This is a genomic window from Pseudomonas paraeruginosa (genome assembly GCF_003025345.2).
Taxonomy (GTDB): domain Bacteria; phylum Pseudomonadota; class Gammaproteobacteria; order Pseudomonadales; family Pseudomonadaceae; genus Pseudomonas; species Pseudomonas paraeruginosa.
In genome coordinates, this window is record NZ_CP020560.1 from 5,075,998 (window position 1) to 5,101,733 (window position 25,736).

The window sequence follows — 25,736 nt, forward strand, 5'->3', positions numbered from 1 at the left end:
ATAGGTACCGGTCAGTGGCGCGGCGCGCCCTCGTCGAGGGCGAACAGCTCCTGGGCCAGGGCCAGCGCATCGATGCGGCCCTCGGCGGACATTTTCTTCATCTGCACGCTGGGCGCGTGCAGCAGTTTGTTGGTCAGGCCGCGAGCCAGCTGGGCCAGCACCTCGGCCGGGTCGGCGCCGTTGGCCAGTTGCCGCTGGGCCTTGCCCAGTTCGTCGTCGCGCAGGCGCTCGGCCTGCTGCCGGTAGGCGCGCAGCACATCCACCGCAGCCAGCTCGCGCAGGCGCTGCATGAACTCGGTGACGCCGCTGCCGACCAGTTCCTCGGCGGCCTGGGCGGCGCCCTGGCGGCTCTTGAGGTTCTCCGCGACCACTTCGTGGAGGTCGTCGACGCTATAGAGGTAGACGTCGTCCAGCTCGCCGACTTCCGGTTCGATGTCGCGCGGCACGGCGATGTCGACCATGAACATCGGCTTGTGCTTGCGCTGCTTCAGCGCGCGCTCCACCGCACCCTTGCCGAGGATCGGCAACTGGCTGGCGGTGGAACTGATGACGATGTCGCTGTTGGCCAGTTCCTCGGGGATCTCCGAGAGCAGCACGGCGTGGGCGCCGAACTGCTCGGCCAGCAGGCTGGCGCGCTCCAGGGTACGGTTGGCCACCACGATGCGCTTCACGCCCTGCTCGAACAGGTGGCGGGCGACCAGGGTGATGGTTTCGCCAGCGCCGATCAGCAGCGCCTGGCTGCGGTGCAGGTCGCTGAAGATCTGCTTGGCCAGGCTCACTGCGGCGAACGCCACGGACACCGGGTTCTCGCCGATGGCGGTGTCGGTGCGGACGGTCTTCGCCGTGCTGAAGGTGGCCTGGAACAGGCGGCCGAGCAGCGGGCCGACGGTGCCGGCCTCGCGCGCCACGGCATAGGCCGACTTCATCTGGCCGAGGATCTGCGGCTCGCCGAGGACCATCGAGTCGAGTCCGGAGGCCACGCGCATCATGTGGCGCACCGCGTCCTCGTCCTGGTGCACGTAGGCGCAGGCGCGCAGCTCGTCGAGGGTCAGCCGGTGGTAGTCCGCCAGCCAGGCGAGCACGTCGTCCGCGGTCGGGTGGTCGATCTCCAGGTAGAGTTCGCTCCGGTTGCAGGTCGACAGGATGGCCGCCTCGCGGCTGGTGGTCAGGCGGCAGAGCTGCTGCAGCGCCTCGACCATCTGCTCCGGAGTGAAAGCCACGCGCTCGCGGACAGCCACGGAGGCGGTCTTGTGATTGATGCCGAGGGCAATGAAGGCCATGCAGGATCGCTGAGCTAATCGGGGAAACGCGCAATTCTCCTACTTCGCCAGGGGCAGGACAACCACTGCCGATGTATTGACCCCATAGACAGCTTCATCGACGCCCCGTCCCGGCCCCCTTGGGCTTGCCGGACGGCTTATGTCATGATGACGCCACCCTCGCAGGTTCAAGGCCGGCTTTCTTCCTCTATGAACAAATCCCTTGCGCTGCTGACCGTCACGCTGCTGCTCGGCGGCTGCCAGTCACTTACCCACAAGACCCCCGATGGCACCCCGCCGGTGGAAGACACCGCGGCCGAGACCCAGGCCAAGCCGGAGAAGTATGGCTCCTTCAGCGAGGACAGCCTGTATTCGCTGCTGGTGGCCGAACTGGCCGGGCAGCGCAACCGCTTCGACATCGCCCTGAGCAACTACGTGGTTCAGGCGCAGAAGACCCGCGATCCCGGGGTTTCCGAGCGAGCCTTCCGCATCGCCGAATACCTCGGCGCCGATCAGGAAGCCCTCGACACCTCGCTGCTCTGGGCGCGCAGCGCGCCGGACAACCTCGACGCCCAGCGCGCCGCCGCGATCCAGCTGGCCCGCGCCGGGCGCTACGAGGAATCCATGGTGTACATGGAAAAGGTCCTCAACGGCCAGGGCGACACGCACTTCGATTTCCTCGCCCTCTCGGCCGCGGAAACCGACCCGGACACCCGCGCCGGCCTGTTGCAGAGCTTCGACCACCTGCTGAAGAAGTACCCGAACAACGGCCAGCTGCTGTTCGGCAAGGCCCTGCTGCTGCAACAGGACGGCCGTCCCGACGAGGCCCTGAGCCTGCTCGAGGACAATTCCGCGAGCCGTCACGACGTCGCCCCGCTGCTGCTGCGCTCGCGCCTGCTGCAGAGCATGAAGCGCAGCGACGAGGCCCTGCCGCTGCTCAAGGCCGGGATGAAGGAACACCCGGACGACAAGCGCGTGCGCCTGGCCTACGCTCGCCTGCTGGTGGAACAGAACCGCCTGGACGAAGCCAAGGCCGAGTTCGCCGGTCTGGTCCAGCAGTTCCCCGACGACGACGACCTGCGCTTTTCCCTGGCGCTGGTCTGCCTGGAGGCCCAGGCCTGGGACGAGGCCAGGGTCTACCTGGAGGAACTGGTCGAGCGCGAGAGCCATGTCGACGCCGCCCACTTCAACCTCGGCCGCCTGGCCGAGGAACAGAAGGACACCGCACGCGCCCTCGACGAATACGCCCAGGTCGGCCCGGGCAATGACTTCCTCCCGGCACAACTGCGCCAGACCGACGTCCTGCTCAAGGCCGGGCGCGTCGACGAAGCCGCCCGGCGCCTGGACAAGGCGCGCAGCGAACAGCCCGACTATGCCATCCAGCTGTACCTGATCGAAGCCGAGGCGCTGTCCGGCAACGAGCAGCAGGAAAAGGCCTGGCAGGCCATCCAGGAAGGCCTGAAGCAGTATCCGGAGGACCTCAACCTGCTCTATACCCGCTCGATGCTGGCGGAAAAGCGCAACGACCTGGCGCAGATGGAAAAGGACCTGCGCTTCGTCATCGCCCGCGAGCCGGACAACGCCATGGCCCTCAACGCCCTCGGCTACACCCTGGCCGACCGCACCACCCGCTACGCCGAGGCCCGCGAACTGATCCTCAAGGCGCACAAGCTGAACCCGGACGACCCGGCGATCCTCGACAGCATGGGCTGGATCAACTATCGCCAGGGCAAGCTGGCGGATGCCGAGCGCTACCTGCGCCAGGCACTGCAACGTTATCCCGACCACGAAGTCGCCGCACACCTGGGCGAAGTCCTCTGGGCCCAGGGGCGCCAGGGCGACGCCCGGGCCATCTGGCGCGAATACCTCGACAAGCAGCCCGACAGCGACGTGCTGCGCCGCACCATCAAGCGCCTGACCGGCGCCGAGACCCCTTGAAGCCATGCGTCTACGTCTTTTCCTCGCCGCCTCCGCGCTGGCCCTGCTCAGCGGCTGCGCCGGCCTGACCTCCCACGAAGCCCTGGAAGGCCAGGGCGATGCGCAGACCTGGAAAACCCACAAGCAACAGCTCAGCGAGCTGGATGCCTGGCAGATCGACGGCAAGGTCGGCATCCGCGCCCCGCGCGACTCCGGCAGCGGGACTCTGTTCTGGCTGCAGCGCCAGGGCTACTACGACATCCGCCTGTCCGGCCCGCTCGGCCGCGGCGCCGCCCGCCTGACCGGGCGTGAAGGCGCGGTGAGCCTGGAAGTCGCCGGGCAGGGCCGCTACCAGGCGGAATCCCCGGAAGCCCTGCTGGAACAACAGCTCGGCTGGCGTCTGCCGGTTTCGCACCTGCTCTGGTGGGTGCGCGGCCTCCCCGCGCCGGACAGCAAGAGCCGCCTGACCCTCGACGCCGACAGCCGCCTGGCGCGCCTGGAACAGGACGGCTGGCAGATCGAATACACCCGCTACGCCGAGCAGAACGGCTACTGGCTGCCCGAGCGCCTGAAGCTGCACGGCCAGGACCTCGATGTCACCCTGGTGATCAAGGACTGGCAGCCGCGCCAGCTCGGCCGCTGACATGGCCGTGCGTCTCAGCCTGCCGGCGCCGGCCAAGCTCAACCTGTTCCTGCACATCCTCGGCCGTCGCGCCGACGGCTACCACGAGTTGCAGACCCTGTTCCAGTTCCTCGACCACGGCGACGAATTGCTTTTCGAAACCCGCGAGGACGGCCAGGTACGCCTGCACACGGAAATCGCCGGGGTGCCTCACGACGGCAACCTGATCGTGCGCGCCGCGCGCGTGCTGCAGGAAGCCTCCGGCAGCCCGCAAGGCGTCGACATCTGGCTGGACAAGCGCCTGCCCATGGGCGGCGGCATCGGCGGCGGCAGCTCCGACGCCGCCACGACGCTCCTGGCCCTGAACCATCTCTGGAACCTCGGCTGGGACGAGGATCGCATCGCTGCCCTGGGCCTGCGCCTGGGCGCCGACGTACCGGTCTTCACCCGCGGACGCGCGGCTTTCGCCGAAGGCGTGGGGGAAAAGCTCACCCCGGTGGACATCCCGGAGCCCTGGTATCTCGTCGTGGTTCCGCAAGTACTTGTCAGCACAGCAGAAATTTTTTCAGATCCACTGTTGACACGCGATTCTCCCGCCATTAAAGTGCGCACCGTTCTCGAGGGGGACAGCCGAAACGACTGTCAGCCGGTAGTCGAGAGGCGTTACCCAGAAGTTCGTAACGCTTTGATCTTGCTAAACAAATTTGTTTCAGCTAGATTAACCGGCACTGGAGGTTGTGTGTTTGGGAGCTTCCCAAACAAAGCTGAAGCTGATAAAGTCTCGGCCCTTCTTCCAGACCACCTTCAGAGGTTCGTCGCCAAGGGAAGCAACGTCTCGATGTTGCACCGGAAGCTGGAAACTCTGGTCTGAGAAAGGAATGCCGAAACGGCATTCGAGCAATACCACAGGGGCGTCGCCAAGCGGTAAGGCAGCAGGTTTTGATCCTGCCATGCGTTGGTTCGAATCCAGCCGCCCCTGCCATTTTCCTCTTCTGTATTTCATCCGGATCCCTTCGGTCGACACAGGTACCTGTAGCGTGTCCAAGATGATGGTCTTCACGGGGAACGCTAACCCCGATCTTGCACGACGCGTCGTGCGTCAGCTGCACATTCCTCTTGGCGATGTTTCAGTTGGCAAATTCTCCGATGGCGAAATCAGCGTCGAAATCAACGAAAACGTCCGCGGCAAGGACGTATTCCTGATTCAGCCGACCTGCGCGCCGACCAACGACAACCTGATGGAACTGGTGGTGATGGCCGATGCCTTCCGCCGCTCCTCGGCCACTCGTATCACCGCCGTCATCCCCTACTTCGGCTATGCCCGCCAGGATCGCCGTCCGCGCTCCGCCCGCGTGGCCATCAGCGCCAAGGTAGTGGCCGACATGCTGACCGTGGTCGGCGTCAACCGTGTCCTCACGGTCGACCTGCACGCGGACCAGATCCAGGGCTTCTTCGATATCCCGGTAGACAACATCTACGGTTCGCCCGTGCTGGTGGACGATATCGAGGACCAGCGCTTCGAGAACCTGATGATCGTCTCCCCGGACATCGGTGGCGTGGTGCGTGCGCGCGCCGTGGCCAAGTCCCTGGGTGTGGACCTGGCGATCATCGACAAGCGCCGTCCCAAGGCCAACCAGTCCGAGGTGATGCACATCATCGGTGACGTCGAAGGCCGCACCTGCGTGCTGGTCGACGACATGGTCGATACCGCCGGCACCCTCGGCCACGCCGCCAAGGCCCTGAAAGAGCATGGCGCCGCCAAGGTCATCGCCTACTGCACCCACCCGGTGCTGTCCGGCCGTGCCATCGAGAACATCGAGAAATCCGTACTGGACGAGCTGGTGGTGACCAATACCATCCCGCTGTCCGCCGCTGCCCAGGCCTGTGGCCGCATCCGCCAGCTGGACATCGCTCCGGTCGTCGCGGAAGCCATGCGCCGGATCAGCAACGAAGAATCGATCAGCGCGATGTTCCGCTGAGGCCCAGCCTCGGCGAACGCGCCTGAACGAAAACGCCCCGCTGCGGCGGGGCCTTTGAAATCGCCCGAACGCTGGTCGCAAGCGTTCGGGCGCATTGTTATTTTTGGAGAGACACAATGGTCGACTTTATTCTGAATGCCCAAGTGCGTTCCGATCTGGGGAAAGGTGCGAGCCGCCGCCTGCGTCGTAACGCCGCTCAGGTTCCCGCGGTAATCTACGGCGGCGACAAAGAGCCCCAGTCCGTTACCCTGGAACTGCGCGAAATCGCCAAGCTGCTGGAAAACGAGGCTGCCTTCAGCCACGTGATCGCCCTGAACGTTGGCGGCGCCAAGGAAACCGTACTGATCAAGGCCCTGCAGCGCCATCCGGCGAAAGGCTTCGTGATGCACGCCGACTTCCTGCGCGTGGTCGCCGACCACAAGCTGACCGCCCACGTACCGCTGCACTTCATCAACGAAGACGTAGCCGTTGGCGTCAAGCAAGCCGGTGGCGAGATCTCCCACACCATCTCCGAAGTCGAAGTTTCCTGCCTGCCGAAAGACCTGCCGGAATTCATCGAAGTCGACATGGCCAAGGTCGAGCTGGGCCAGATCGTTCACCTGTCGGACCTCAAGGCTCCGAAAGGCGTCGAGCTGGTACAACTGGCCCACGGCAACGACCTGGCCGTTGCCAACATCCACGCCTCCCGCGTGGTGAAGGAAGAAGGTAGCGAAGAAGGCGCCGCCGAGTAATTCATTACTCGATCGCCTTTTTATAGAGAGGGGCTCCCGTCGTGACTGCCGTACAACTGATCGTTGGCCTGGGAAACCCGGGTCCTGAATACGACCAGACCCGGCATAACGCGGGGGCCCTTTTCGTTGAGCGCCTGGCGCATGCCCAGGGCATCAGCCTCGTGGCTGAGCGCAAGTATTTCGGCCTGGTCGGCAAGTTCAGCCACCAGGGCAAGGACGTTCGTCTGCTGATCCCGACCACCTACATGAACCGCAGCGGCCAGTCCGTGGCGGCGCTGGCGGGATTCTTCCGGATCCCCCCGGACGCCATCCTGGTGGCCCACGACGAGCTCGACATGCCCCCCGGCGTCGCCAAGCTCAAGACCGGCGGCGGGCACGGCGGGCACAACGGGCTGCGCGACATCATCGCCCAGCTCGGCAATCAGAATTCTTTCCATCGCCTGCGGCTTGGCATCGGCCATCCGGGGCACAGCAGCCTGGTGTCCGGTTACGTGCTCGGCCGCGCCCCGCGCAGCGAGCAGGAGCTGCTCGACACCAGCATCGACTTCGCCCTCGGCGTGCTGCCGGAAATGCTCGCCGGGGACTGGACCCGGGCGATGCAGAAGCTGCACAGCCAGAAGGCCTGATCCACTTTTTCTAGCGCCCACCTCTGCGCGCGAGGGACATAGCATGGGATTCAACTGCGGCATCGTCGGCCTGCCCAACGTCGGCAAGTCCACCCTGTTCAACGCCCTGACCAAATCCGGCATCGCGGCGGAGAACTTCCCGTTCTGCACCATCGAGCCGAACAGCGGCATCGTGCCGATGCCCGACGCGCGCCTGAACGCCCTGGCCGAGATCGTCAAGCCCGAGCGCGTGCTGCCGACCACCATGGAGTTCGTCGACATCGCCGGCCTGGTGGCGGGCGCCTCCAAGGGTGAGGGCCTGGGCAACAAGTTCCTCGCCAACATCCGCGAGACCGATGCCATCGCCCACGTGGTGCGCTGCTTCGAAGACGACAATGTGATCCACGTGTCCAACAGCGTCGACCCCAGGCGCGACATCGAGATCATCGACCTCGAACTGATCTTCGCCGACCTCGACAGCTGCGAGAAGCAACTGCAGAAAGTCTCCCGCAACGCCAAGGGCGGCGACAAGGAAGCCCTGGCGCAGAAGGCCCTGCTGGAAAAGCTCATCCCCCACTTCACCGAAGGCAAGCCGGCGCGTTCGCTGCTGAAGAACCTCGGTGACGAGGAGAAGCGCCTGGTGCGCAGCTTCCACCTGCTGACCAGCAAGCCGGTGATGTACATCGCCAACGTCGCCGAGGACGGCTTCGAGAACAACCCGCACCTGGACGTGGTGAAGGCCATCGCCGAGGAAGAAGGCGCGGTGGTGGTGCCGGTCTGCAACAAGATCGAAGCCGAGATCGCCGAGCTGGAAGACGGCGAGGAGAAGGACATGTTCCTCGAATCCCTCGGCCTCGAGGAGCCCGGTCTGAACCGCGTGATTCGCGCCGGCTACGGCCTGCTCAACCTGCAGACCTACTTCACCGCCGGCGTGAAGGAAGTACGCGCCTGGACCGTCCGTGTCGGCGCCACCGCCCCGCAGGCCGCCGGCGTGATCCACACCGACTTCGAGAAAGGCTTCATCCGCGCCGAAGTGGTCGCCTACGATGACTTCATCCAGTTCAAGGGCGAACAGGGCGCCAAGGAAGCCGGCAAATGGCGCCTGGAAGGCAAGGACTACATCGTCAAGGACGGCGACGTGATGCATTTCCGCTTCAACGTCTGACCCCGCCGCCCGTATAGAAGCCCTCTGAAGCCAAGCGCTCCAGAGGGCTTTTCTTTTTCCCTGCGCGACCTTCAGGGCTGCTTGGAAAGCAGGGCCTGGTCATGGATTCGTTCCAGCGCCTCCACGCGTCGCCGTTCGGCCTCGTTGCCGAAACTGCTCCGGCGCAAATCGTCCAGCTGGCGCTCGCGATCCTCCTCGCTCAACCCGGGTGTCTTCAGCAATTCGTCGCGCTGCGCATACCAATCGCCCATGCGACGGTCCCAAGAGGCATTTTCCTGGTCCAACACTTCGAGCCGCGCGGTCGCCTCCGCGCCCAACAATCCCTGGCGGATCTGGTGCAACTCCTCCGCCGATCCGCCACGCTGTTTCCAGTCGTCCGTCAGCGTCTTCAGGTTCAGGTACTGATTCATCGCCTTGAGCGAGTCCTGGATGTCATCCGGCAACTGTCGCTCCAGTTCCGCCAGTTGCTGCGCCCGCGCCTGCGGCGAAAGCTCCTTGTTGCGCATGAGCTCCAACCGCGCCAGCGTATAGCGATCATAGGCGTCCTCATCGCCGTAGAAGGCCGCGATGACCTCGGCAGACAGATACTGCATTCGAAGTGTCCGCACCCGCTCCATCCGCTGGCGGAGGGCCCCCATGTCCAGCGCCCCCGCCTCCTGGACGCCCTCGCTCTGCTCGATCTCCGCCATACCGCTCATATAGGCGAGATAGGCCGCCAGGATCTGCTCGGCCTCGTCCCGCGCCGGCTCCTGCAGGCGGCTGCGCAGTTCGGCGCGGATACGCGCGGCTAGCACCTCGACACGCTCCTCACCGATGGCCGCGAGAAAATAGTCGAAGCACAGTCGAAGCCCCTTGGTTATGCGGAGATGACCGTCGGCTCCAGTTTCGACCGGACAATTCACCTCGGTGCCCAGCAGCGAGGCCGGCAGGCTCCGGGGCGGCGCGGTGGCGGCACGGGAAACGGCAGGGGCGGCTACCGCAGGCGTCGCGAGCCGCGGCGGCACCTCGGCGACCTTCTGCGGTTGCGCAGCCGGGGGGGCCTCTTGCAGCCACCACCCCAGTCCGGCGCCCGCCACGGCCAATACGCAGGAGCCAAGGATCATAAGCACGGTTCTTTTCATATGGACTCCGGTTCTGTCGCGGCAAGCGCCAGGGCCGGCAGGCCCCGGCTGCTTCTGAGCGATGCTCCTTCCTGGACCTGTCAGAACCCGGCCAGCTTCAAGCGGTTCGCTTGCTGGAGATAGACCGTCTTCGGATTGGTCTCGATCGGAGAGACGATACCCAGCAAATGGTTGACGCTATCGAAGTGGTTCATCATGTAATCGTCGCGAATCACCATGCCGAGGTGGTTGGAGCATTTCGGCACCACGCCGTCATTGGGCTGCCCCAAGATCAGCAGGCTGGCGCTTTTCATCCACCAGTCCGAAGGGTCCAGGACACTGGTGAGATGCTTCGCTCCCCCCCAGGAGTAGTAGCGAACCCCATTGGCTTCGGCCGGACCGGCGCCGCAGGCGGTCGCCGGTATCCCGCCAGGGAAGCGCTGATTGAAGGCCAGGGCACCACCGCTGGTCAGGTCGCGCATGGCGCCCAGCGAGTTCTGCGCGCTGCCCGAACCGTCGCCGAGCGCGTCGATCATCCAGGTGATGGCGTTCACCGCACCGGCAATGACGTCCGCCCCAAAAGGCCCTACTACCGAGGCGATGCCCTGGACCACGTCCGCCACCGGAGTGCCTTTGTGCGGCGTACTGACGGAAGTCACCGAGGCCACGAGTTCTGGCGCCACCCCGGCCACATAGCGGATGGTCATCCCTCCCTGGCTATGGCCGATCAGGTTGACCTTGTCCGAGCCTGTGATGGCCCGAATCTCCTTGACCTGAGCCAGCAATTGCTCACCCCGGGAGTCGTTGCTCTGCGCCGGCGCCTGGGCGGTGACGAAGACCGTCGCGCCATTCTCCCGGAGTTCATTGGGTATGCCGTACCAATACTCTATCGGGCCGATGTTGCTGAACCCGAAAAGGCCATGCGCGAAGACGATGGGGTATTTGGTCTTGGCATAATCGGAGTAGGCGTGAGCAGGGGCTGCACCCACTGCGGCAGCAACCAGCACCATGGGAGCTATCAGTTTCTTCATAAGGACCTCGTTTTATGCTTGTTCTTTCGGTCGCCGGGGAGCAAGGAGCCCTGAGGCATCCTCTTGGCAGTCTTGGCAATTCGGCCCGTAGGCCACACAAGCATTACGGAGGCGCCATGGCGGGGAAAATGAGGAAAACGGACATTGATACTGTCGGTCTGGGACATGTCCCTGTGGCGTCATCCGCCCGGGAGCGACATTGCGCGGCCTTCACGGCCAAGCTACAAATGGAGAAACAACGAAACGCTCACCAGTCCCCAGACACCAGCATGAAGCACTTCACACCGAGTCCGGCTGCCCGCAATGCCATGGCCGAAGGGAGCAAGACCGAGGGTTTCTTCCTTGCCAGCATCCTTCTGGACGCGTTGGAGACGCTGCGTGCCCGCGACATCGACGCCGAAGCCATCGGCCAGGCACTCGGCCTGAATCTGCACAGCCTGCTGGCCGATCCCAATGCCTGGCTGCCCACCCAACTGCTGGAAACCATCCTGCGCAAGGCCCTGTCGCTCTACCCCGACCCGCTCATGGGTCTGCATGCCTCCCAGTCCGAGCGCGACTCCGCCTTCGGCGTACTGGGCTATCTGGGACAGACCTGCGCCACCCTGCAGGAGGTCTTCACCACCAAGGCCCGCTATGAACGTCTGGTGAGCAACATCGGCACCACCACACTGCGCCAGGAGCCAGGCGTCGTCCTCTGCTGCTGGAGCTGCAATACCTGCGACCCGCTGTTCGCCAGGCACGCCACCGAGTTCCTGCTGGGCCAGTGGCTGCGGCATATCCGATCGATCCGGGAGCAGAAGCGGGACCTGCTGCTACGCGTGCATTTCCGCCATGCGGCTCCCGACGACCCGACACTCCTCGACGAATACCAGGCCATTTTCGGCTGCCCGGTGCTGTTCGAACAGCCGGAGTCGGCACTGGTGGTCCCGGCTCCAGTCATGAACCTGCGCCTGCGCACTCCCGATCCAGGCCTGCAAGCCACCCTGGAGCGTCACGCCCATCTGCTGCTCAACGAACGCCACGGCACGCCCTCGCTACTCGACCAGATCCGCTCGCGCATGCGAGTACTACTGATGGAAGGCAGCGTCTCCCGCGACCATCTCGCGGAAGAACTCGGCATAAGCAGCCGCCATCTACACCGGCAATTGCAGAAGGCCGGCAGCAGCTACCGGGAATTGGTCGACGATATCCGCATCGAGCTGGCCAAAACTCTCCTGCACGACAACGGCCTGACCGTAGAAACCATCAGCCGACGCCTCAACTTCAGAGAAGGTCCCTCCTTCAACCGCTGGTTTCGCGAGATGACCCAGCAGACGCCCGGTGAGTACCGGCGGCAACTGCGGTCTGCGGAAACCGCCGCTCCCCGCAGCCGCCCCTAGGCAGCAAGGAGGCAACGGCAGCCCGGCAGCCAGCGACCGGGGCCGAACCTTCCGTCTAAACGTTTGAAAGAACAGAAAATTATCTATGGCCAGGGCTTGACAGTCCCCACCGGGATACGGAAAATGCGCGCCACTCGGCTACATAGCTCAGTCGGTTAGAGCGCAGCATTCATAATGCTGATGTCCCAGGTTCAAGTCCCGGTGTAGCCACCATATTTTTCAAGGGGTTAGCGCAAGCTAACCCCTTTTTGTTTTGGTCGGCAGACTACAAACCGACTACAAACCGTCTACGCCCCCCTTTACCAATTTACGGTTCGCATAAAAAAGCCCCGCATCTGCGGGGCTCTCCGATCCACGTCACCGCTATCCGTGAGCAAGCAACGGCTCAATCTCATGTTCGATCTGCTCGCCATTCGCCGCATAAGCAGTTGCTAACGAATACTCACTCTGGAGATTCATCCAGAACTGAGCGGACGTATCAAAGTAACGCCCCAGACGAATCGCCATATCTGCGGAGATACCACGCTGCTCACGAACGATATCGTTCACTGTCGGGGCGGAGACGTTCAAAGCGCGTGCTAGAGCAGCTGGAGAGATATCCAACTCCGTCAGAAACTCATCGCGCAATATTTCCCCAGGATGGATGGGGCGCATACCATTGGTAGCCATGGTCCACCTCCTCAGTGGTAATCAACTATTTCGACTTCTTCGGGACCCGCATCTGTCCAGACGAAACAGACACGCCACTGGTCATTGATCCTGATGCTATGTTGGCCAGCCCGCTTTCCCTGCAACGGCTCCAACCGGTTTCCAGGTGGAGAGCGCAGGTCTCGAAGCTCCGTAGCCGCATGAAGCATTGCGAGCTTACGCGTAGCGACTGTGAGGATGGCTCCCCACCGCCTCGAAAGACCCGTCTCAAAAAGCTGACGAGTCTCGTCGCATCGAAAGGTCAGAATCATTCATTAACCCTTAACGTTAAGCGTTAACTTCACTACAGATTACCACAGATCCTCATGTGGTCAATTTGTAGCCAGATTGAGTAATCGGAGAAAAGCGCATCGCCGATTCCAAGTGCTCCGGCGATAGGTGCGCATACCGCATGGTCATGGTGATCGAGGAATGGCCGAGTATCCGCTGTAGGGTCAGGATATCCCCTCCCCCCATCATGTAGTGGCTGGCGAAGGTATGGCGGAGGATATGGGTCATCTGGCCCGGCGTCTGGAATCCGCAACGCTGATAGGCGCAGCGGAACGCGGCGCGGCAGGACATGAACAGGCGGCCAGACCCAGGCATGCCCACCTTGAGCATCAGCCTCTCCAACTCTGCCGGAATCGGCACTGATCGGCTCTGCCGATTCTTGGTCCGGTGATAGTGCACCTTGCCGCCATGCACAGCGCTCCGCGTCAGGCTTTCCGCCTCTTCCCAACGGGCTCCGGTGGCAAGACACAACAGCGCGACCGGATAGGTATGGTTGTTCGTGCTGGCCTTGCACTCTTCCAGTAGTCGAGCGACCTGATCCAAGGTCAGAAACGTCAGTTCGACCTGATCCGTCTTGATTTGCCGGACCTTGCCCAGCGGGTTTTCCTTGTGCCAGGAGCCCAGGCGAATCAGTTCAGAGAAGACCGCCGACAGGTAGCGTTGCTCATGATTGACCGTCTCCGGCTTCACCTCGGTCAGGCGACGTTGCCGGTAGCGTGCCCACGCCAACGAATCGAACTCGAACGCCAGAGGGTTCCCTAGCCGCTTCGCCAACGCCTCGCAGCGCGCCAAGCGTTGCTTACCGTCCTTCAAGGTGCAGCCGTGGAGGTCATACCAGACCCTCACCAGATCGGAGAGGCGATCATCCAGCGGTCGGCCCGTCTCACCCTTCACGGCGAAAAAGTCCTGCTCATAGCGAATCGCGGCGGATTTGGTCAAAAACCCATACTTTCTGACCCTACGGCCCGAGCGACCGTTCTCATAGAAATCCGCCGTCCACGTCTTGCCTTCTTTGCGTGCCGTCATATCGCATATCCCTTGCGCAGATAGCGATCACACATGAGCTTGTGGATATGCCTTTCCAGATCGCGACGAGTCCAACCCTTGGCGAGATAGTGGTCTTCGATAACGTGCCAGAACTCCAATTTGCGGGCGGACTCAATAGCCTTTTTTGCCGGGACACGCTCCCGCGCGATCAGGCTCACGAACTGGCCAAGGAACATCTCGCAGTTACGCCCGCTGAAGCCCTTCGCAGTCTTGTAATAGCGCCGATACTCGGTGCGCTCGATCAGAGGATCGCACTCGACCTGGACGCGAGCGTCCTGGCTGATCAGGCTCCAGAAGGCGTCATACATGCCCTCCCGGGAGAGCACACGGAATGCCTCGCAGGCATAGTTCCACAGCCCCTGTAGGTGCGGGCAAAGGCCTTCGTAGGTGCGGCAGCCAATGGCCTCCCCCGAGGCCATACGCGAGCCTTCAGAGAACTGCTGGACGATGGAGTGGTGATAGCGAAACTCGATCCGCCACACCGTTTCCAGGGGGTTATAGGCCGGGTCGCCATCGCCGAACGGATCCCCGTTCAAGGTCGCCCACACGCTTTCCCAATAGTCGAGCTTATCGGTGGCCCGAGCCTGGAGGGTCTTGTTATAGATCGACAGTTGCAGGCCGTTGGCCGAGCCGAACATGTACGTCTCGCCACGCCCGTAGACCGAGGCGTTGCCGTCGAACTCGATCCGCTCGATCCCACTGATTTGCCGTACCCGACGCGAGCGGCAGTGCATGCGATCAACGAGATCAGCCGGAGGCGTCCAGCCCTGCACATCCAGCGCGATATGCACGGCTGCTTGGTTGGTTTCGCAGTGACTCAGCACGGCAGCGGCCAAGTCATCCAGCACGCCCTGGAGAATGTGCGGATCGGCGCCGTCAATGGCGTGGGGCGACACCTCGATCTTGAGGTGCGAGCCAATGGTGTCAACCTTGATATTGTGGTTCTTGATCAGCAGGATCAGGCCCATTTCGGCGTTCTGCAGGCGGTACTGATAGCCAGAGTCGCGACCGATACGGCCCTTGGACCATTCGTAGCCGGCGAACTCGACCACATCCACCGAGAGGTCGAACAGCGCCATCACTTCCGGGCGCAACTTGCCGTTGTACAACTGCCGCACGGTGTCCACACCACACCGCAGGATCCGCACGCTTGACAGGTCGGTGAACTGTCCATTGAGCGGGTCCATGAAAAGCATCCCCTTCGGGGACTTGTGGAAATCCCCGTTCTCTTCGAGGACCAGTCGGGTTGGATGGATCGGAGTCTTCATGTTCTTTACCCGTTAATGAGGTTCTATGGGGTTGCTGATCGGGGGTTATCTGACGTGTTACAGGGGCGTCGGCCGCGCCTTCGGCCTATCGCTCATGCCTTGCGCTCCCGGCCGGCGGCGCGGCCCGCCCCTCATGGCGGCACCCCTACCGCCGCTAGCGCCGTCATCACCGTCCACCAGTGATGCAGCGCCCAGCCCATCGCCACCGGGACGAGGAATTCCCAATCGATCATTTGTGCCTCCAGGGCCGCGAGGCATATTCGGAATCGGGGACGATGGTCAGCGGCGACTGGCCCCTGGCCAGTGCGTCTGCGGAGGCGGCAACAGGCGCTGCCGGAGCGATGCTGGCCACCGCGCCGGGCTGCCTCCCGGTACAGGTGACGGTCTGTTTCCACTCCTCATAGCGAAGCTCTACGACGCACTCGCCCTTGGGCGTCACCCGGTAGCCGGAGCCGATCAGTTGCCAGCTGGTGAGTTCCAGGCGCCGGCCCGTGGGATCGTCCAGGGCGAACAGGTAAATGTCGCCCCGCGACTTGCGGTAGGCGTGGGCAAGGATGGAGATCCGCCGATCGGCGAAGGGATGGGCGTTCAGATCAACAGGCGCAGCAGCAGGCCCATCAGGTACAAGCCCAGGAGGAAGAAGGCTATTCGCAGCAGGACGCGTTGGAGCAGCCACAGCAGCGGGCGCAGCAGGGGCTTGAACAGGGTCGCCAGGAGCGTCGGCAGGTGTCGCAGCAGCCGGACCGCCAATCGTGCGCAGAGGCCCCATATACCAGACAAAGCCAATAGTGCCGGCCAGCAATGCCAGTAGAAGAACCAGCTTAGGCGACCGGAAGAGGCTCTTGCCCGCCTTGGTGTCTTGGGTCTTGCCGGTGGCCGTGGACTGGTAGAGGGCGAAGGTCTGCTTTCGGATCCGCTTGTATTCGATGATGGTGCCATCGGCGGGCGGACGGTTGAGTTGGGCGTCATGCTGGGCCTCCTTGTAGCGGCCGGGAATGCCGATCACCGCGAGGTTGGAATGCTTGTAGGCCATCTCGCAGGTCATGCGGATATCGTCGCGGATGTAGGAGATGTTCGGCGTGGTGAGGACAATGTCCCAGTTGAAATGCCGGTGCCGGGTCCAGGCGTCGAGCCAACCCATGGGACGGTCGGCCGCGTGGGCCGCTTCCGGTCCACCGGGGTAGTCGAAACGCTCGAGGTCTTTTTCCCGCCAGGACTTGGGAAACAGCAGTTGGGTTTCGTCGAAGATCAGGAAGGCCCCGCGGGGCGCCCACTGAAACCACGTGCGCATCTTTTCGAGGTCTTCCAGCGACTCCAGATCGAGGTTGATGATTTCCGCCGTGTTGGGCAGGTCCGGGAAGACCTGATAGGCCCGCTCCAGGGTGAAGCCGCGCACGTTGGTGATGATCACCCGCCCGTCTTTCAGCGCGGGCACGGCGTCATCCTGGATCGCGCCGGAGGTCTTGTAGGAGCCATTGGGGCCGTGGTGGATCTTGATCGACACGGTTCACCTCCCAATGAACGGCACGAAGCGCATGCAGAAGCGCGTCGCCGCCGCGACCATGATGATGTTCAACGCCTGCGGCACGCCGAAGAAGGCCAGCCCCGCCGCAATCGGCCCCGGCAGCGCGGCATACATGCTGCGGATCATCTGCGGCACGCCAAGGCTGTCGATCAGTTCGCGGGCGGCGGTGTAGCTGACATCGATCAGCAGGATCAGGGTCTGGAGCGCGGCGTACATCGACGCCTTGGTGGCGACCACCAGTCCGTCGCGCACGAAGTCATAGATGCCTTGAGCGAAGAAATCCCAGATCCACTGGAAGAAGGCGATGATCTGATCGAGAAAACCGGAGAGCCATTCCATAGGGTCAGTCCTTCAGCAGAATGAGGGCGGCGATCAGCGCGGCCATTAGCAGCAGCGCCACGCGCAGGCTGGAGAGTTGGCCGGCGTAGTCGGAGATACAGAGGGAGTAGGACTTTCCCCAAATGGCCATGGACTCGCAGGGCAGTTGCCCGCCGCCTTCCGCCAGGTTGAGGTCGAAGGCGCCCTTCATCTGGTCGACGTTGGCCTTCACCTTGGTCTTGAGTTCTTGCTTGGCGTCCTCGACCTTCTTTTCCCAGGTGGCGATGGCGTCATCCCAGGTGCCGGGCGTGGGTTCCTTGAGTTCGCCGCCGGGGCCTTCGGGGCCGGTGGAGCAGTTCTCTTTCGCCGGGTCGCAGGTGCCGTTGCCATCGCCGCCCGTGCCGCTGCCGTCACCGTCGCCGCTACCATCGCCCCCGCCGTTGCCGTCCCCTCCCCCGCTGCCGTCGCCGCCATTGCCGGTGCCACCGTCATTGCCGCCGCCGTTGTTGTTTCCACCGCCATTGCCATCACCGCCCGGCGTGGTCGGGTCGGTTGGATCCGTGGGATCGGTCGGGGTCTTGACGCAGGTAGTCCCCGACCACGACCAGCCGGGCGGACAGCCGGGGTCGTTCGGGTCGGAAGGATCGGTGTTCGGGGTGTCGGGTGGGTTCAGCGAATCGCCGGTCTGCGCGAAGGTGTAGGAATCGGCACCGCAATTCTGTCCGGTGCCCTTGAGGATGTAATTGCAGAAGCCGGTCGTGGTGGAGCCTTTGACCAGATAGCAACTGGCCGGGCTGGGGTTGCCGCCGTACTCGCAGCTTTGATAACAGGCGCTCGGTGCGCCGCCGTCGCCGACATAGTTCCGCCCGCCCGAGGTGACAACAGGCGAGTCCGGGCCCTTGGCCGGGAACAATTCGCCTTCCTTGCACTCTTCGGGCGGCGGCTTGCAGGCGCCATCGGCCGGATCGAGCTCTTGCTCTGGAGGACAGCTATCGCCAGTCAAGATGGTAGTCGACGTCTGCCAAGTGATTCCGCCAGTACCCGAAACACTGCACTGAACTTCCTTGTAGCTCAGTTTGTTGATTTTCTTTAGCCAGTTGGCCGACGTGTTATCGAAGTAGTACTGGCACGCCGCCGTATAGGATGGAAAGAAGGCCGTGGGCTCTCCGGGGATGGAAATCTGCCATTGGTAGAAGTCCGCGTTCGCCAAGGAATGCCACAGCAGCGAGACCAGCAGACCCAGCAGCGAAAGAAGTCGGCCAAGGCCGGAACGTGCGTTGTTACTCATCCAGTCACCCATGAAAAAGCCCCCTGCCGGAAACTCCGGAGGGGGCTTCCGCCTCGGTCTGTCCGGTTAGAAGAATTCGCCGGTCCGGTACCCGGTGATGAAGGCGCCGGCGAAGAACGCCCCCAACCACACCGACCAGAGCACCCGTTACGCCTTGCGCAACATGCTGTAGATCAGGCCGGCGACGGCCAGGATCACCAGGGCGCCGACGATGTAGCCGCCAATGGCCTTCATATCGCCCTGGCCATCGGTGATCGCCGACTCCACCGCGCTGGTGTCGATCACCCCGGCGAAGGCCGGCAGCGAAGTCGCGGCAGTGACGGAACCGGCGATGCACAGGTTGCGGAACGAGGCGACCGGGCTGAACTTGGCGATGCGTTGCTTCATTGCTTTCATGGTGTTTCCTCTCTACTTGGCTTTACGAAGAAGTGACGCGACCCAGCCAATCAAAAGCCCCGTCACGAACGATCCCAGGACGCCAGCGGCACCGATGCCGAAGGCTTCCGGGGAGAAACCACCGTTGACCAGGATGTCCACGTATCCAGCGGCCTCGGGCGGAATCAGGTAGGCCTGTTGCCATGCGAGTTCGCGACACGCCATGAAGCCCTCGGGGGTCGAGGTCCATGCGGTACACACCTGCACAGCGACAACGCCTGACATAGCGATCAGTCCTCAAACAGCCAGGGAGGCCGCTAGGCCGTCGATCCAGCCCCAGGCGTAGCCGGTGGCCAGACCTACCGCGAACAGCGAGAGATAGCGGAGCATCGCGGCCTCCTACGGCTTACGCCTTGGCGTCCGGGGACTTGTCTTGTTTGTCCTGGCCCTGCGGCTGCTGGGCCGGGCGCGGGGCTTGGGCCTGTGCTTGCGGGCGGGTCGGGGCTTGGGCGGTCGGCGCCATCGGCTTGCCGCCCACGGCCAGCAGATCCACAAGGACCTGGGTATTGGTGATGTTGCCGAAGCGATCCTTGGTCGGGCGGACCACGCTGGCGAACTTGCAGAGCACCGGCTGGCCTTCGAAGACGATGGCGTCCAGCAGGGTCGGTTCGATGTTGTATTCGCTGATCTCGAAGCCCTTGGCGTTGCCACGGGCGCCTTCCGGGATCGGGGCGATGGATTGGACCGAGGCGTAGATTTCCCCGGTCTTGGTCGAGGTATAGGTGTCGGTCTTGGTGACCCACAGTTCGACGACGCCGCCTTGGGTTGCAAACATGTTCATCGGTGTTTCTCCTTCAATTCGCCTTTTTCGGCGTGAGTTGTCCCGCTGCTGCAATTCGGCTCATGTGCCGGTGATTCAGCGGAAGTGATTACTTAGGAAAAGAAGAGCCTTTTTTACCGAGTTTCAACGAGTTCTAGTGGAGCTATATCAACACAGATAAAGCGCCTAAAATCGTTTCTGAGGAAATATCAAGCTACTGAACTTATTGAGCAACAAAGTGCAGTAACGAGCATTTCGATTTTCGCCGAAATGAATAACTTTCAAGTCTGTTAACACCAAGGGCTCTGCCCTTGTCATCCCGCTCTTGCCGCCGAGGGCTCGGGAGCGCGGGGCGGAGAAGCTGCCCCACACTCCCCGGCGGAGGCTGTTTCAGGGGGGAGGCGTTCAAGGGTGCGCTCCGCCCGTGCTTCCGTTCGCCGGAACGGTGAAGCTGTTCCGACGAGCCGGGAGCGCGGCCCTTGACCGGATCAGCCATGGTGCGGGCGGCTTGGATCAGGCAGAGCAGGACCAGCGCTTTCAGGGTGTTAGCGAGCATGGGTCAGCCCTCCAGTTGGAACGCTTCGCGCACTGGCACGAAGGGCGTGGGTTTCCCGCTGTCGTACACAACGTGCCAGTACTTCGGCGGACGCCGGGACGGATCGTGTTTCGCGCAGAAGGAACGGGAACGGCAGAGCCAGCGGCCACCTTCCAGATAGGGCAGCCCAGGGGGCCGGCAGTCCGGACACGGCGACGGGTTGTGCAATGGGATGGCCTGCCTTGCGGACCAGCACACAGAGCAGCCGCAGTCCGGGGCGTGGGTTTGGCGTAGGTAATAGGGACTGGCGGCCATGGCTCATTTCTGCCCCCTACGACCACAGCGATAGTCTTCAATGGCCCGACGAAGCCAAGCATTCTCTATCCGGTCGATATCGACAGTCAGGCCGCCCCAGGTCACAACCCTGCCGGAGACGCCGCCGACAATGCCCGCGAAGCAGAACTGGAAGGTTTCCATCGGCACTGGGCGATCACTCGGCATCGTAATCACCCTGGCAGAAGATCGATTTGCCCCGGTCGAGGTCACGGCGAATACGGTGCAGGTTCACCACGCGGCGACGGCCAATCTTGGCAGTCGGGATCGTCTTGGTTTCCACCCAGCCCCGCACCACGTCTTCCGTGATGTCTTCCAGGCCCAGCATCTGCGCGAAGACCGCCTGCGAGCAGAACGGCGCGGTGCGGAAGTCCGTAACCTTTTCCACAGCACCTGTGACGGTGAACCCCACTATTCCAGACTCTTCCATGCGAACCCCCTATAATCGCTGCTACCTGCACACGCCGAGCAGGTGGAATATTTCCACAAGATAAGTGGAATATTACCACTCACTATGAATAGTGGAATAATTCCACAAGATTTTTTTTAGACCAATATGGAATCAACACAAGAAAGAGTTCGCATCTTTATGTCTAAACTGGGCCACCGTGAGGTAGGCCTAGCCACAGGCATAAAGGAAGAACGGTGCAAAACCATCCGGTACGACAAGAGGGCAAATCTCCGTACCAATGAGCTTGATCTCATTGCAGAGCACTATCCTCAGTACTCTCTGTGGTTACGCACGGGCAGGATTGACCCAGCCAATGGAGAAATTAGCCCTGACTACGAAGAGGCTGATCGAAACTTGGCCGAACAAGAGACGGGATAGAAATAACTCAGAGAGCCGTTAGGCGTTGGTTTGCCCGTGATAAATCCGCCAGGGAGAAGTGAGGCAGAATCGCAGGTTTCACCTGCATTTATCCACTGATGGTTGCAATTATAGCTAGATAACAGCAAACTTTTCTCATTGCCGCTAGGCTCTGGCTACGTTTTGCCGGGCGGAACTATATTGCACGAAAATAGCATGAAGAAAGTCAAAAAAGCTCCTAAGTGCGAAAACTCAACTGCTTTCTGATACTACTTCATTCATAACAACTGGTGTTGACGCAAATCCAAAGAGTGTTTCTGCGAAAAAGAATCAGAAGCCACCATCATAATAAAATCAGCCTGGGACCTAAGAGCCTCATCCAAAAGATTTAACTTCAGGAGCGAAACTAAAAGAGCACACGTTCTAGCTTGGCAGTTTATTGACTTCTCAGGATTAAACTCAATATCTGTAAATCCAGCAAAAGAAAAAAGTCTCTTCAGAAAATCTTGATGCGGCTGAAGAGCCGACAAATACAGCCAATCATAGAATGCAGTCTTCGGAATCAACGGCCATTTTTGACCAAAAAAATCAAATCCGACTAACTGCCCAGAATTCTTTAGCCGCTCATCTTTTTTTGCAGAGCGACTATCCATTTTATAAATATCAGTAAACGGCCCGCCAGCCTTAAAAACCTTACTACCTTGAAATGCAGACTCGATACTTATCTCACCAACATCTGTAGAAATTTTTAGATTAAAAGCACTCAATCTTCGTCCCAACTCAAGCTCAGATTTTGTTGAAACTTCTAACAAGGGGAATAATCCGATTTTTTCTGCTGCCGAATGCATAGCAGAAATATTCTTCTTCTTCTGAATTGGAGCAAACCCAGGATTCCACGCAAAACCAATCTCACGCTCGAGGACCAGCTTATCTTCTTTTCCCTGAGCAATAAAAACTGGACGACTAGCCATTATGAAAATCTCTAATATAATCAATCGGGACAATAGTTGGCACTAGAACTTCAGACTTCTCAGCACAGCGTCGTCTTCTCATTACTTCCTCATCACTCCAATCCATACGGGTATAAAGTGCTTGGAAATCCACACCAGTCTTCGCTTGGTCGGAGCTCAAAATTTCGACTCCCGACTTGTTTGCAACATCATTAGTATACATCACACCCGCCAGATCAAGAACACTAACGTCGATCTCTACCCATATAAGACTTTCTATTCGCCCTTCCTTCTTTGCTATATGAAGCATAGGGTGATTCTTTATGAAGGCCAAATGAACAAATTTATCAACACCAAACATCTGATCTGCTTGGTGGCTCCAATCATTTCCCCCTGGAGCAGGTACAACGAGCCGTCGCCTTACGGCTTCCGCCCACGAAAGCAGCCCCCCGTTAGCCAAAATTGAAGCCTGATTCCTTTTGTCGGTGAAATGCCACAAGGCAGAAACATTATAACTCTTAAGCAGATTTCTCATAACGCCTCCAATGCGTACGTCGCAAACGACAACTGCCCTATAGGGCCTAACTTTAGGTCAAATCACCACCAATGCTTATTCCATCAAAGAAGTATTTCAGTATGTATTTATCAAAATAACCAAGAAGTGGCACTTCCTTACACAAACCTTCAAATCCAATGAACTGCAGCTCCTTAATAGCCCCATATATATCCAGCCCATCATTTTCGAAGTCGATCAACTGCGCAGAATTAATCTTCTTAGATATCATCCTAGGCAAACCATATTCTTCCAACTGATAAACAACCTTCGGAAGAAAAGCATGTGAAACCTTGGAAACAAATGGAGACACATCGACAGCGGCATCACCAAATATCTCCTTCTGTATTGTATTAACATCACCCAATAGAGAAGCGAGTTTAAAAGTCACCTTACGCTCTAGATCAAAAAACTTATCAACTCCAATATCCAACACCTCTAGCCGACTCAACAACTCAGGGATTGAAAGACTCCAATTTCCAGAGAGAATTTTTACAAATCCCACAAATCGCGTGTGCTCTATGCCCCAAGCTCCTGGTTGAAGCTTCAGAACCCGATATAACAATCTATCCCAATTTTCCGGATTTGCAGAGTTAAGAAACCCGAGCCCGTTCCACGAGCTAGAATTAAGCTTTAGATCTTTAGCAATATCCATGACCAAATATGAGTTGCTACTTTGGAACACACCGTCGCGCTGCAGGCTGCGAAAAACTTCCTCCCCTAATATACCACCCATTTCCTCTTTGTAGCTAATGATCTTAGCAATCTGCTCAGGCGAAAGTGCATCAGAATAGTTCTCCATCTCTGCATCACCAACGAGATCATCAGGAACAGATAGTTCTAACATTGCACTCGTGGATTCAGGCGGAGGCTCTAGAATGTAAATCTTCCCTATGAAGTGCTTAAACATCCGCCCGCCGCGACCAATTATATTTCGATAAGAGAAATCCTTTATCTTGGCACGCCCTTGACCACTAAGGTTACTCCAAAGCACAACGTTTTCTGCGGAAGTGTTTACCCCTTCAATAATCGATGAAGTTGAAATTATCGTTTTAAGCGCAGCCTCATCTTCGAATAGTTTAATCTGAATCTGACTTAGGGACCGATGAAGTTGCCCATTATGAATACCAACGCCCCTAGTGACTAAGCTAGTCAGCGTCCACGCTGGATCATAGTTCTCGGCCAACCATTTACTAAACGAAAGTAGAATTCTATTTTCACCCGATCTAAAATGGCCTATTATTAGAGTCGACACCTTATCGATATTAGTATAGGTGCCCGCATAAATTAAAGTCTTACCTTTTGCCTCTCTTAGAATAGATATCAACTCAATACTTTTCTTTATTCCATCTCCGCCAATCTTCTTATAAAGCTCAAATTTCTCCAAAAATACTGTATTAAAGTCTAGACTATAAAAGTCCATACCCTCGGTAAATATACTGCCTCTTAAATCACTTATATTTGGCGCAAGAAAATATCGCTGCCTTGCCTTTTTGCCGAGCTTCAAAATTGCTCGAAGCAACGCTGGCGATCTTTCCTTATCGAAGGCTGGACTCGCTTTATAGAACTCATCAATAACTAGGACATCTAGCTCTTCTATCTTATCAACATAGCCTATTGCACGCTCCTGAGGAAATATAAAAATATTCCTCGCAGACAAACCCTGCTCCCCCGTGGTTATGATTTTATATTCAGAGCCAAACTTTCTATTAATTCTTCGCCGAGTTTCGTCAGTAAGTGCAATAGTCGGAACAATTATCATCACATTGCTGGGTTTCTTAATCGAAATGAAAGAGTCAATTACAAAGCTCTTCCCAAAGCTGGTAGGCGCACTTACTGCTATATCCTTTCCATCCAAGAGGCTATTCAATAAGTAAGACTGCTCGCGATGTAAGGTAAGCCTGCTGCCGCCACCAACATCGACCTTAAATGCCTCAAATACGTATTTATCCTGCCAAGATGCGCTTTCAACATCTAGATAAGGATACAATCCAAGCTGTCGGATCAAGCTATTAACAAGAGGAGTGTACTTTTCTCCGCTTTCCTCAAAGAAATCCAAGAGCTTTATTAGTTTATTTCTAGCGTCACCTTCATTTCCAGCCAAAATCAATTCGTTAATTTCATGGCAATGTTCAAAGCTATCCATGTCACTGCCCCTTGTAATAGGCAACACCTTCTACAAATTTATCAACAATAATCGACTTGCTTGGTACCGGAAAAAGAATCACATGGAACTTGATTTTTTCATAATAGGCAATAGCACTAGAAAGACTCTCTATTTGCTTTTCGAAATAAGACTTTGCGCGCCCAAGATGATAGGAAATTATCTTTTCTTTGTACTCATCATCTGCGGAGTGCGCGACAGCGGTCACTTCGCACTCATGCAAAAGCAAAATGGGGATATTTATCTTCGATTTCAAAGAGTCTATAGACTCTTTGTTAGAGAGAGCCTTTCTTATTCTCCCCCTTAGCTTTTCATCAAGATCAAGAAAATCTATATCCGAGACATTAGTTATAATACTATTTTCCTTTCTTAACTTATCTGTATTTAAAGAATTACCCACAGATTCGATTATCTTAGCTAAACGTGCATCCTCTATATTGTTATAAAATTTTGCCTCGCCAAACCAAAGGGAAAAATCATCATCCCCTTCTAGTACTAGATGCACACTATCCGCGCCCTTGGCATTATCCTGACTATTCTGCTTGTAAAATATCTTAGGGACAACTGGCAGAGCGTCATATTGATGCTTCATGATTCCATAAAGTACAATCTCAGCGAGCTCACTGCCTTTACTAATATCCCCCTCTTTGTCCGTAAGCCTCAAATTTTTGGCCGCAGCAATCAAAGTTGACTGAGGTTGTCCACTTAGAATCTCTCGTTCTCGATAAGATAACGAAGTTTCGGATATATTATTCCATATAAATTCCTGAAACTTCCTGAAGCGCCACCTCTTATCTTCATAGTCATTAATTAAACTCAGCACTCTTTTATTCTTTCCAGATAGAAATTCATTTCCCGGAAAAGCCTCAAGAAGTGAGCTATTAACTAAAACTTCAAAATCCATGCTCTAGCCCTAGCCGTGATCCAAAAAATTCACATTAGAGACACTTAGCAACCAGCCTACTCAGCCCATCGGGCTAAAAGAG

27 protein-coding genes and 2 tRNA genes are annotated in these 25,736 nt (G+C 58.9%); 10 read left to right on the forward strand and 19 right to left on the reverse strand.

Annotated features, from left to right (window positions below):
* Positions 1-11 precede the first annotated feature (11 nt).
* Complete coding sequence (gene hemA, locus B7D75_RS24020; protein ID WP_012077387.1) at positions 12-1,280, reverse strand: glutamyl-tRNA reductase; 1,269 nt, start codon at positions 1,278-1,280, stop codon at positions 12-14.
* Between the two features lie 144 nt (positions 1,281-1,424).
* On the opposite strand from hemA, the gene lbcA reads away from it, so the two are divergent.
* From lbcA to ychF, 8 genes are all read left to right on the forward strand, one after another.
* Complete coding sequence (gene lbcA / locus B7D75_RS24025) at positions 1,425-3,197, forward strand: proteolytic complex protein LbcA (protein WP_079385051.1); 1,773 nt, start codon at positions 1,425-1,427, stop codon at positions 3,195-3,197.
* Positions 3,198-3,201: 4 nt separating this feature from the next.
* Positions 3,202-3,819: a lipoprotein insertase outer membrane protein LolB gene (gene lolB, locus B7D75_RS24030; protein WP_033976148.1), complete on the forward strand. Its 618-nt coding sequence runs from the start codon at positions 3,202-3,204 to the stop codon at positions 3,817-3,819.
* A 1-nt stretch (position 3,820) separates the two neighbouring features.
* Positions 3,821-4,669 carry a 4-(cytidine 5'-diphospho)-2-C-methyl-D-erythritol kinase gene (ispE, locus tag B7D75_RS24035; RefSeq protein ID WP_107114489.1) on the forward strand — a complete coding sequence of 283 codons (849 nt, stop codon included), beginning with the start codon at positions 3,821-3,823 and terminating at the stop codon, positions 4,667-4,669.
* 36 nt (positions 4,670-4,705) lie between these two features.
* Positions 4,706-4,780 (forward strand) — tRNA-Gln (locus B7D75_RS24040).
* A 55-nt stretch (positions 4,781-4,835) separates the two neighbouring features.
* A complete protein-coding gene (locus B7D75_RS24045) occupies positions 4,836-5,777 on the forward strand; it encodes a ribose-phosphate pyrophosphokinase (RefSeq protein ID WP_003099281.1) in 942 nt (313 codons plus the stop codon).
* A gap of 116 nt (positions 5,778-5,893) precedes the next feature.
* Positions 5,894-6,508 (forward strand): 50S ribosomal protein L25/general stress protein Ctc, encoded by a 615-nt coding sequence (locus B7D75_RS24050; RefSeq protein ID WP_003151680.1) that lies wholly within the window; start codon positions 5,894-5,896, stop codon positions 6,506-6,508.
* A 41-nt stretch (positions 6,509-6,549) separates the two neighbouring features.
* Positions 6,550-7,134, forward strand: a complete 585-nt coding sequence (pth, locus tag B7D75_RS24055; protein ID WP_003151683.1) for an aminoacyl-tRNA hydrolase — start codon at positions 6,550-6,552, stop codon at positions 7,132-7,134.
* A gap of 43 nt (positions 7,135-7,177) precedes the next feature.
* Complete coding sequence (ychF, locus tag B7D75_RS24060; protein WP_003151685.1) at positions 7,178-8,278, forward strand: redox-regulated ATPase YchF; 1,101 nt, start codon at positions 7,178-7,180, stop codon at positions 8,276-8,278.
* A gap of 71 nt (positions 8,279-8,349) precedes the next feature.
* On the opposite strand, the gene B7D75_RS24065 is transcribed toward ychF, so the two are convergent.
* Both B7D75_RS24065 and B7D75_RS24070 read right to left on the reverse strand, forming a co-directional pair.
* The gene (locus tag B7D75_RS24065) at positions 8,350-9,399 is read right to left on the reverse strand and encodes a lipase secretion chaperone (RefSeq protein WP_079741366.1); all 1,050 of its coding nucleotides are present in this window, start codon (positions 9,397-9,399) and stop codon (positions 8,350-8,352) included.
* Positions 9,400-9,479: 80 nt separating this feature from the next.
* Complete coding sequence (locus B7D75_RS24070) at positions 9,480-10,409, reverse strand: lipase family alpha/beta hydrolase (RefSeq protein WP_012077421.1); 930 nt, start codon at positions 10,407-10,409, stop codon at positions 9,480-9,482.
* 269 nt (positions 10,410-10,678) lie between these two features.
* Between B7D75_RS24070 and B7D75_RS24075 the strand changes: the two genes are divergently transcribed.
* Together B7D75_RS24075 and B7D75_RS24080 are read left to right on the forward strand one after the other, a co-directional pair.
* Positions 10,679-11,788: an AraC family transcriptional regulator gene (locus B7D75_RS24075; protein ID WP_170870656.1), complete on the forward strand. Its 1,110-nt coding sequence runs from the start codon at positions 10,679-10,681 to the stop codon at positions 11,786-11,788.
* Positions 11,789-11,924: 136 nt separating this feature from the next.
* Positions 11,925-12,001 (forward strand) — tRNA-Met (locus B7D75_RS24080).
* 150 nt (positions 12,002-12,151) lie between these two features.
* Here B7D75_RS24080 and B7D75_RS24085 read toward each other — a convergent pair.
* The 16 genes from B7D75_RS24085 to B7D75_RS24170 all read right to left on the reverse strand — a co-directional run bounded on the left by B7D75_RS24085 (position 12,152) and on the right by B7D75_RS24170 (position 25,654).
* A complete protein-coding gene (locus B7D75_RS24085; protein WP_034079919.1) occupies positions 12,152-12,457 on the reverse strand; it encodes a HigA family addiction module antitoxin in 306 nt (101 codons plus the stop codon).
* An 11-nt stretch (positions 12,458-12,468) separates the two neighbouring features.
* Positions 12,469-12,747, reverse strand: coding sequence for a type II toxin-antitoxin system RelE/ParE family toxin (locus B7D75_RS24090; RefSeq protein ID WP_003113526.1), 279 nt, complete (start codon positions 12,745-12,747; stop codon positions 12,469-12,471).
* Positions 12,748-12,799: 52 nt separating this feature from the next.
* Complete coding sequence (locus tag B7D75_RS24095) at positions 12,800-13,792, reverse strand: phage integrase (protein ID WP_107114490.1); 993 nt, start codon at positions 13,790-13,792, stop codon at positions 12,800-12,802.
* Entirely contained in the window at positions 13,789-15,081 is a 1,293-nt protein-coding gene (locus B7D75_RS24100; RefSeq protein ID WP_107114491.1) for a hypothetical protein, read from the reverse strand. The genes B7D75_RS24095 and B7D75_RS24100 overlap by 4 nt, the downstream gene beginning before the upstream one ends.
* Before the next feature lie 229 nt (positions 15,082-15,310).
* Positions 15,311-16,585, reverse strand: coding sequence for a zonular occludens toxin domain-containing protein (locus B7D75_RS24105; protein WP_058174560.1), 1,275 nt, complete (start codon positions 16,583-16,585; stop codon positions 15,311-15,313).
* A 3-nt stretch (positions 16,586-16,588) separates the two neighbouring features.
* The gene (locus B7D75_RS24110; protein WP_003114150.1) at positions 16,589-16,945 is read right to left on the reverse strand and encodes a DUF2523 family protein; all 357 of its coding nucleotides are present in this window, start codon (positions 16,943-16,945) and stop codon (positions 16,589-16,591) included.
* A 4-nt stretch (positions 16,946-16,949) separates the two neighbouring features.
* Complete coding sequence (locus tag B7D75_RS24115; protein ID WP_407692170.1) at positions 16,950-18,224, reverse strand: attachment protein; 1,275 nt, start codon at positions 18,222-18,224, stop codon at positions 16,950-16,952.
* Between the two features lie 135 nt (positions 18,225-18,359).
* A complete protein-coding gene (locus B7D75_RS24120; protein ID WP_003125072.1) occupies positions 18,360-18,608 on the reverse strand; it encodes a major capsid protein in 249 nt (82 codons plus the stop codon).
* 12 nt (positions 18,609-18,620) lie between these two features.
* Entirely contained in the window at positions 18,621-18,872 is a 252-nt protein-coding gene (locus B7D75_RS24125; protein WP_003115979.1) for a hypothetical protein, read from the reverse strand.
* Between the two features lie 121 nt (positions 18,873-18,993).
* A complete protein-coding gene (locus B7D75_RS24135; RefSeq protein ID WP_058174646.1) occupies positions 18,994-19,428 on the reverse strand; it encodes a hypothetical protein in 435 nt (144 codons plus the stop codon).
* Between the two features lie 538 nt (positions 19,429-19,966).
* The gene (gene pflM / locus B7D75_RS24145; RefSeq protein ID WP_107114493.1) at positions 19,967-20,257 is read right to left on the reverse strand and encodes a lysogeny maintenance protein PflM; all 291 of its coding nucleotides are present in this window, start codon (positions 20,255-20,257) and stop codon (positions 19,967-19,969) included.
* A 175-nt stretch (positions 20,258-20,432) separates the two neighbouring features.
* Positions 20,433-20,705, reverse strand: a complete 273-nt coding sequence (locus tag B7D75_RS24150) for a MerR family transcriptional regulator (RefSeq protein ID WP_004352675.1) — start codon at positions 20,703-20,705, stop codon at positions 20,433-20,435.
* A gap of 656 nt (positions 20,706-21,361) precedes the next feature.
* Entirely contained in the window at positions 21,362-22,054 is a 693-nt protein-coding gene (locus tag B7D75_RS24155) for a DarT1-associated NADAR antitoxin family protein (protein WP_107114494.1), read from the reverse strand.
* Entirely contained in the window at positions 22,047-22,568 is a 522-nt protein-coding gene (locus tag B7D75_RS24160) for a DarT ssDNA thymidine ADP-ribosyltransferase family protein (protein ID WP_107114495.1), read from the reverse strand. The genes B7D75_RS24155 and B7D75_RS24160 overlap by 8 nt, the downstream gene beginning before the upstream one ends.
* A gap of 52 nt (positions 22,569-22,620) precedes the next feature.
* Positions 22,621-24,732 carry a DEAD/DEAH box helicase gene (locus B7D75_RS24165; protein WP_107114496.1) on the reverse strand — a complete coding sequence of 704 codons (2,112 nt, stop codon included), beginning with the start codon at positions 24,730-24,732 and terminating at the stop codon, positions 22,621-22,623.
* 1 nt (position 24,733) lies between these two features.
* Entirely contained in the window at positions 24,734-25,654 is a 921-nt protein-coding gene (locus B7D75_RS24170) for a HamA C-terminal domain-containing protein (protein WP_107114497.1), read from the reverse strand.
* Positions 25,655-25,736: the final 82 nt, after the last annotated feature.

Excerpts from the sequence above, each read along its gene's own strand:
- B7D75_RS24125 (WP_003115979.1), bottom strand. The coding sequence starts at position 18,872 with ATGTCAGGCGTTGTCGCTGTGCAGGTGTGTACCGCATGGACCTCGACC.
- B7D75_RS24160 (WP_107114495.1), bottom strand. The coding sequence starts at position 22,568 with ATGAGAAATCTGCTTAAGAGTTATAATGTTTCTGCCTTGTGGCATTTC.
- B7D75_RS24110 (WP_003114150.1), bottom strand. The coding sequence starts at position 16,945 with ATGGAATGGCTCTCCGGTTTTCTCGATCAGATCATCGCCTTCTTCCAG.
- B7D75_RS24170 (WP_107114497.1), bottom strand. The coding sequence starts at position 25,654 with ATGGATTTTGAAGTTTTAGTTAATAGCTCACTTCTTGAGGCTTTTCCG.
- B7D75_RS24100 (WP_107114491.1), bottom strand. The coding sequence starts at position 15,081 with ATGAAGACTCCGATCCATCCAACCCGACTGGTCCTCGAAGAGAACGGG.
- ispE (WP_107114489.1), top strand. The coding sequence starts at position 3,821 with ATGGCCGTGCGTCTCAGCCTGCCGGCGCCGGCCAAGCTCAACCTGTTC.
- B7D75_RS24075 (WP_170870656.1), top strand. The coding sequence starts at position 10,679 with ATGAAGCACTTCACACCGAGTCCGGCTGCCCGCAATGCCATGGCCGAA.
- B7D75_RS24135 (WP_058174646.1), bottom strand. The coding sequence starts at position 19,428 with ATGAACATGTTTGCAACCCAAGGCGGCGTCGTCGAACTGTGGGTCACC.
- hemA (WP_012077387.1), bottom strand. The coding sequence starts at position 1,280 with ATGGCCTTCATTGCCCTCGGCATCAATCACAAGACCGCCTCCGTGGCT.
- B7D75_RS24095 (WP_107114490.1), bottom strand. The coding sequence starts at position 13,792 with ATGACGGCACGCAAAGAAGGCAAGACGTGGACGGCGGATTTCTATGAG.
- pflM (WP_107114493.1), bottom strand. The coding sequence starts at position 20,257 with ATGGCCGCCAGTCCCTATTACCTACGCCAAACCCACGCCCCGGACTGC.
- B7D75_RS24085 (WP_034079919.1), bottom strand. The coding sequence starts at position 12,457 with ATGGCTACCAATGGTATGCGCCCCATCCATCCTGGGGAAATATTGCGC.
- B7D75_RS24065 (WP_079741366.1), bottom strand. The coding sequence starts at position 9,399 with ATGAAAAGAACCGTGCTTATGATCCTTGGCTCCTGCGTATTGGCCGTG.
- B7D75_RS24115 (WP_407692170.1), bottom strand. The coding sequence starts at position 18,224 with ATGGGTGACTGGATGAGTAACAACGCACGTTCCGGCCTTGGCCGACTT.
- B7D75_RS24120 (WP_003125072.1), bottom strand. The coding sequence starts at position 18,608 with ATGAAAGCAATGAAGCAACGCATCGCCAAGTTCAGCCCGGTCGCCTCG.
- lolB (WP_033976148.1), top strand. The coding sequence starts at position 3,202 with ATGCGTCTACGTCTTTTCCTCGCCGCCTCCGCGCTGGCCCTGCTCAGC.
- B7D75_RS24050 (WP_003151680.1), top strand. The coding sequence starts at position 5,894 with ATGGTCGACTTTATTCTGAATGCCCAAGTGCGTTCCGATCTGGGGAAA.
- B7D75_RS24090 (WP_003113526.1), bottom strand. The coding sequence starts at position 12,747 with ATGATTCTGACCTTTCGATGCGACGAGACTCGTCAGCTTTTTGAGACG.
- lbcA (WP_079385051.1), top strand. The coding sequence starts at position 1,425 with ATGATGACGCCACCCTCGCAGGTTCAAGGCCGGCTTTCTTCCTCTATG.
- B7D75_RS24155 (WP_107114494.1), bottom strand. The coding sequence starts at position 22,054 with ATGGCTAGTCGTCCAGTTTTTATTGCTCAGGGAAAAGAAGATAAGCTG.
- ychF (WP_003151685.1), top strand. The coding sequence starts at position 7,178 with ATGGGATTCAACTGCGGCATCGTCGGCCTGCCCAACGTCGGCAAGTCC.
- B7D75_RS24165 (WP_107114496.1), bottom strand. The coding sequence starts at position 24,732 with ATGGATAGCTTTGAACATTGCCATGAAATTAACGAATTGATTTTGGCT.
- B7D75_RS24070 (WP_012077421.1), bottom strand. The coding sequence starts at position 10,409 with ATGAAGAAACTGATAGCTCCCATGGTGCTGGTTGCTGCCGCAGTGGGT.
- B7D75_RS24150 (WP_004352675.1), bottom strand. The coding sequence starts at position 20,705 with ATGGAAGAGTCTGGAATAGTGGGGTTCACCGTCACAGGTGCTGTGGAA.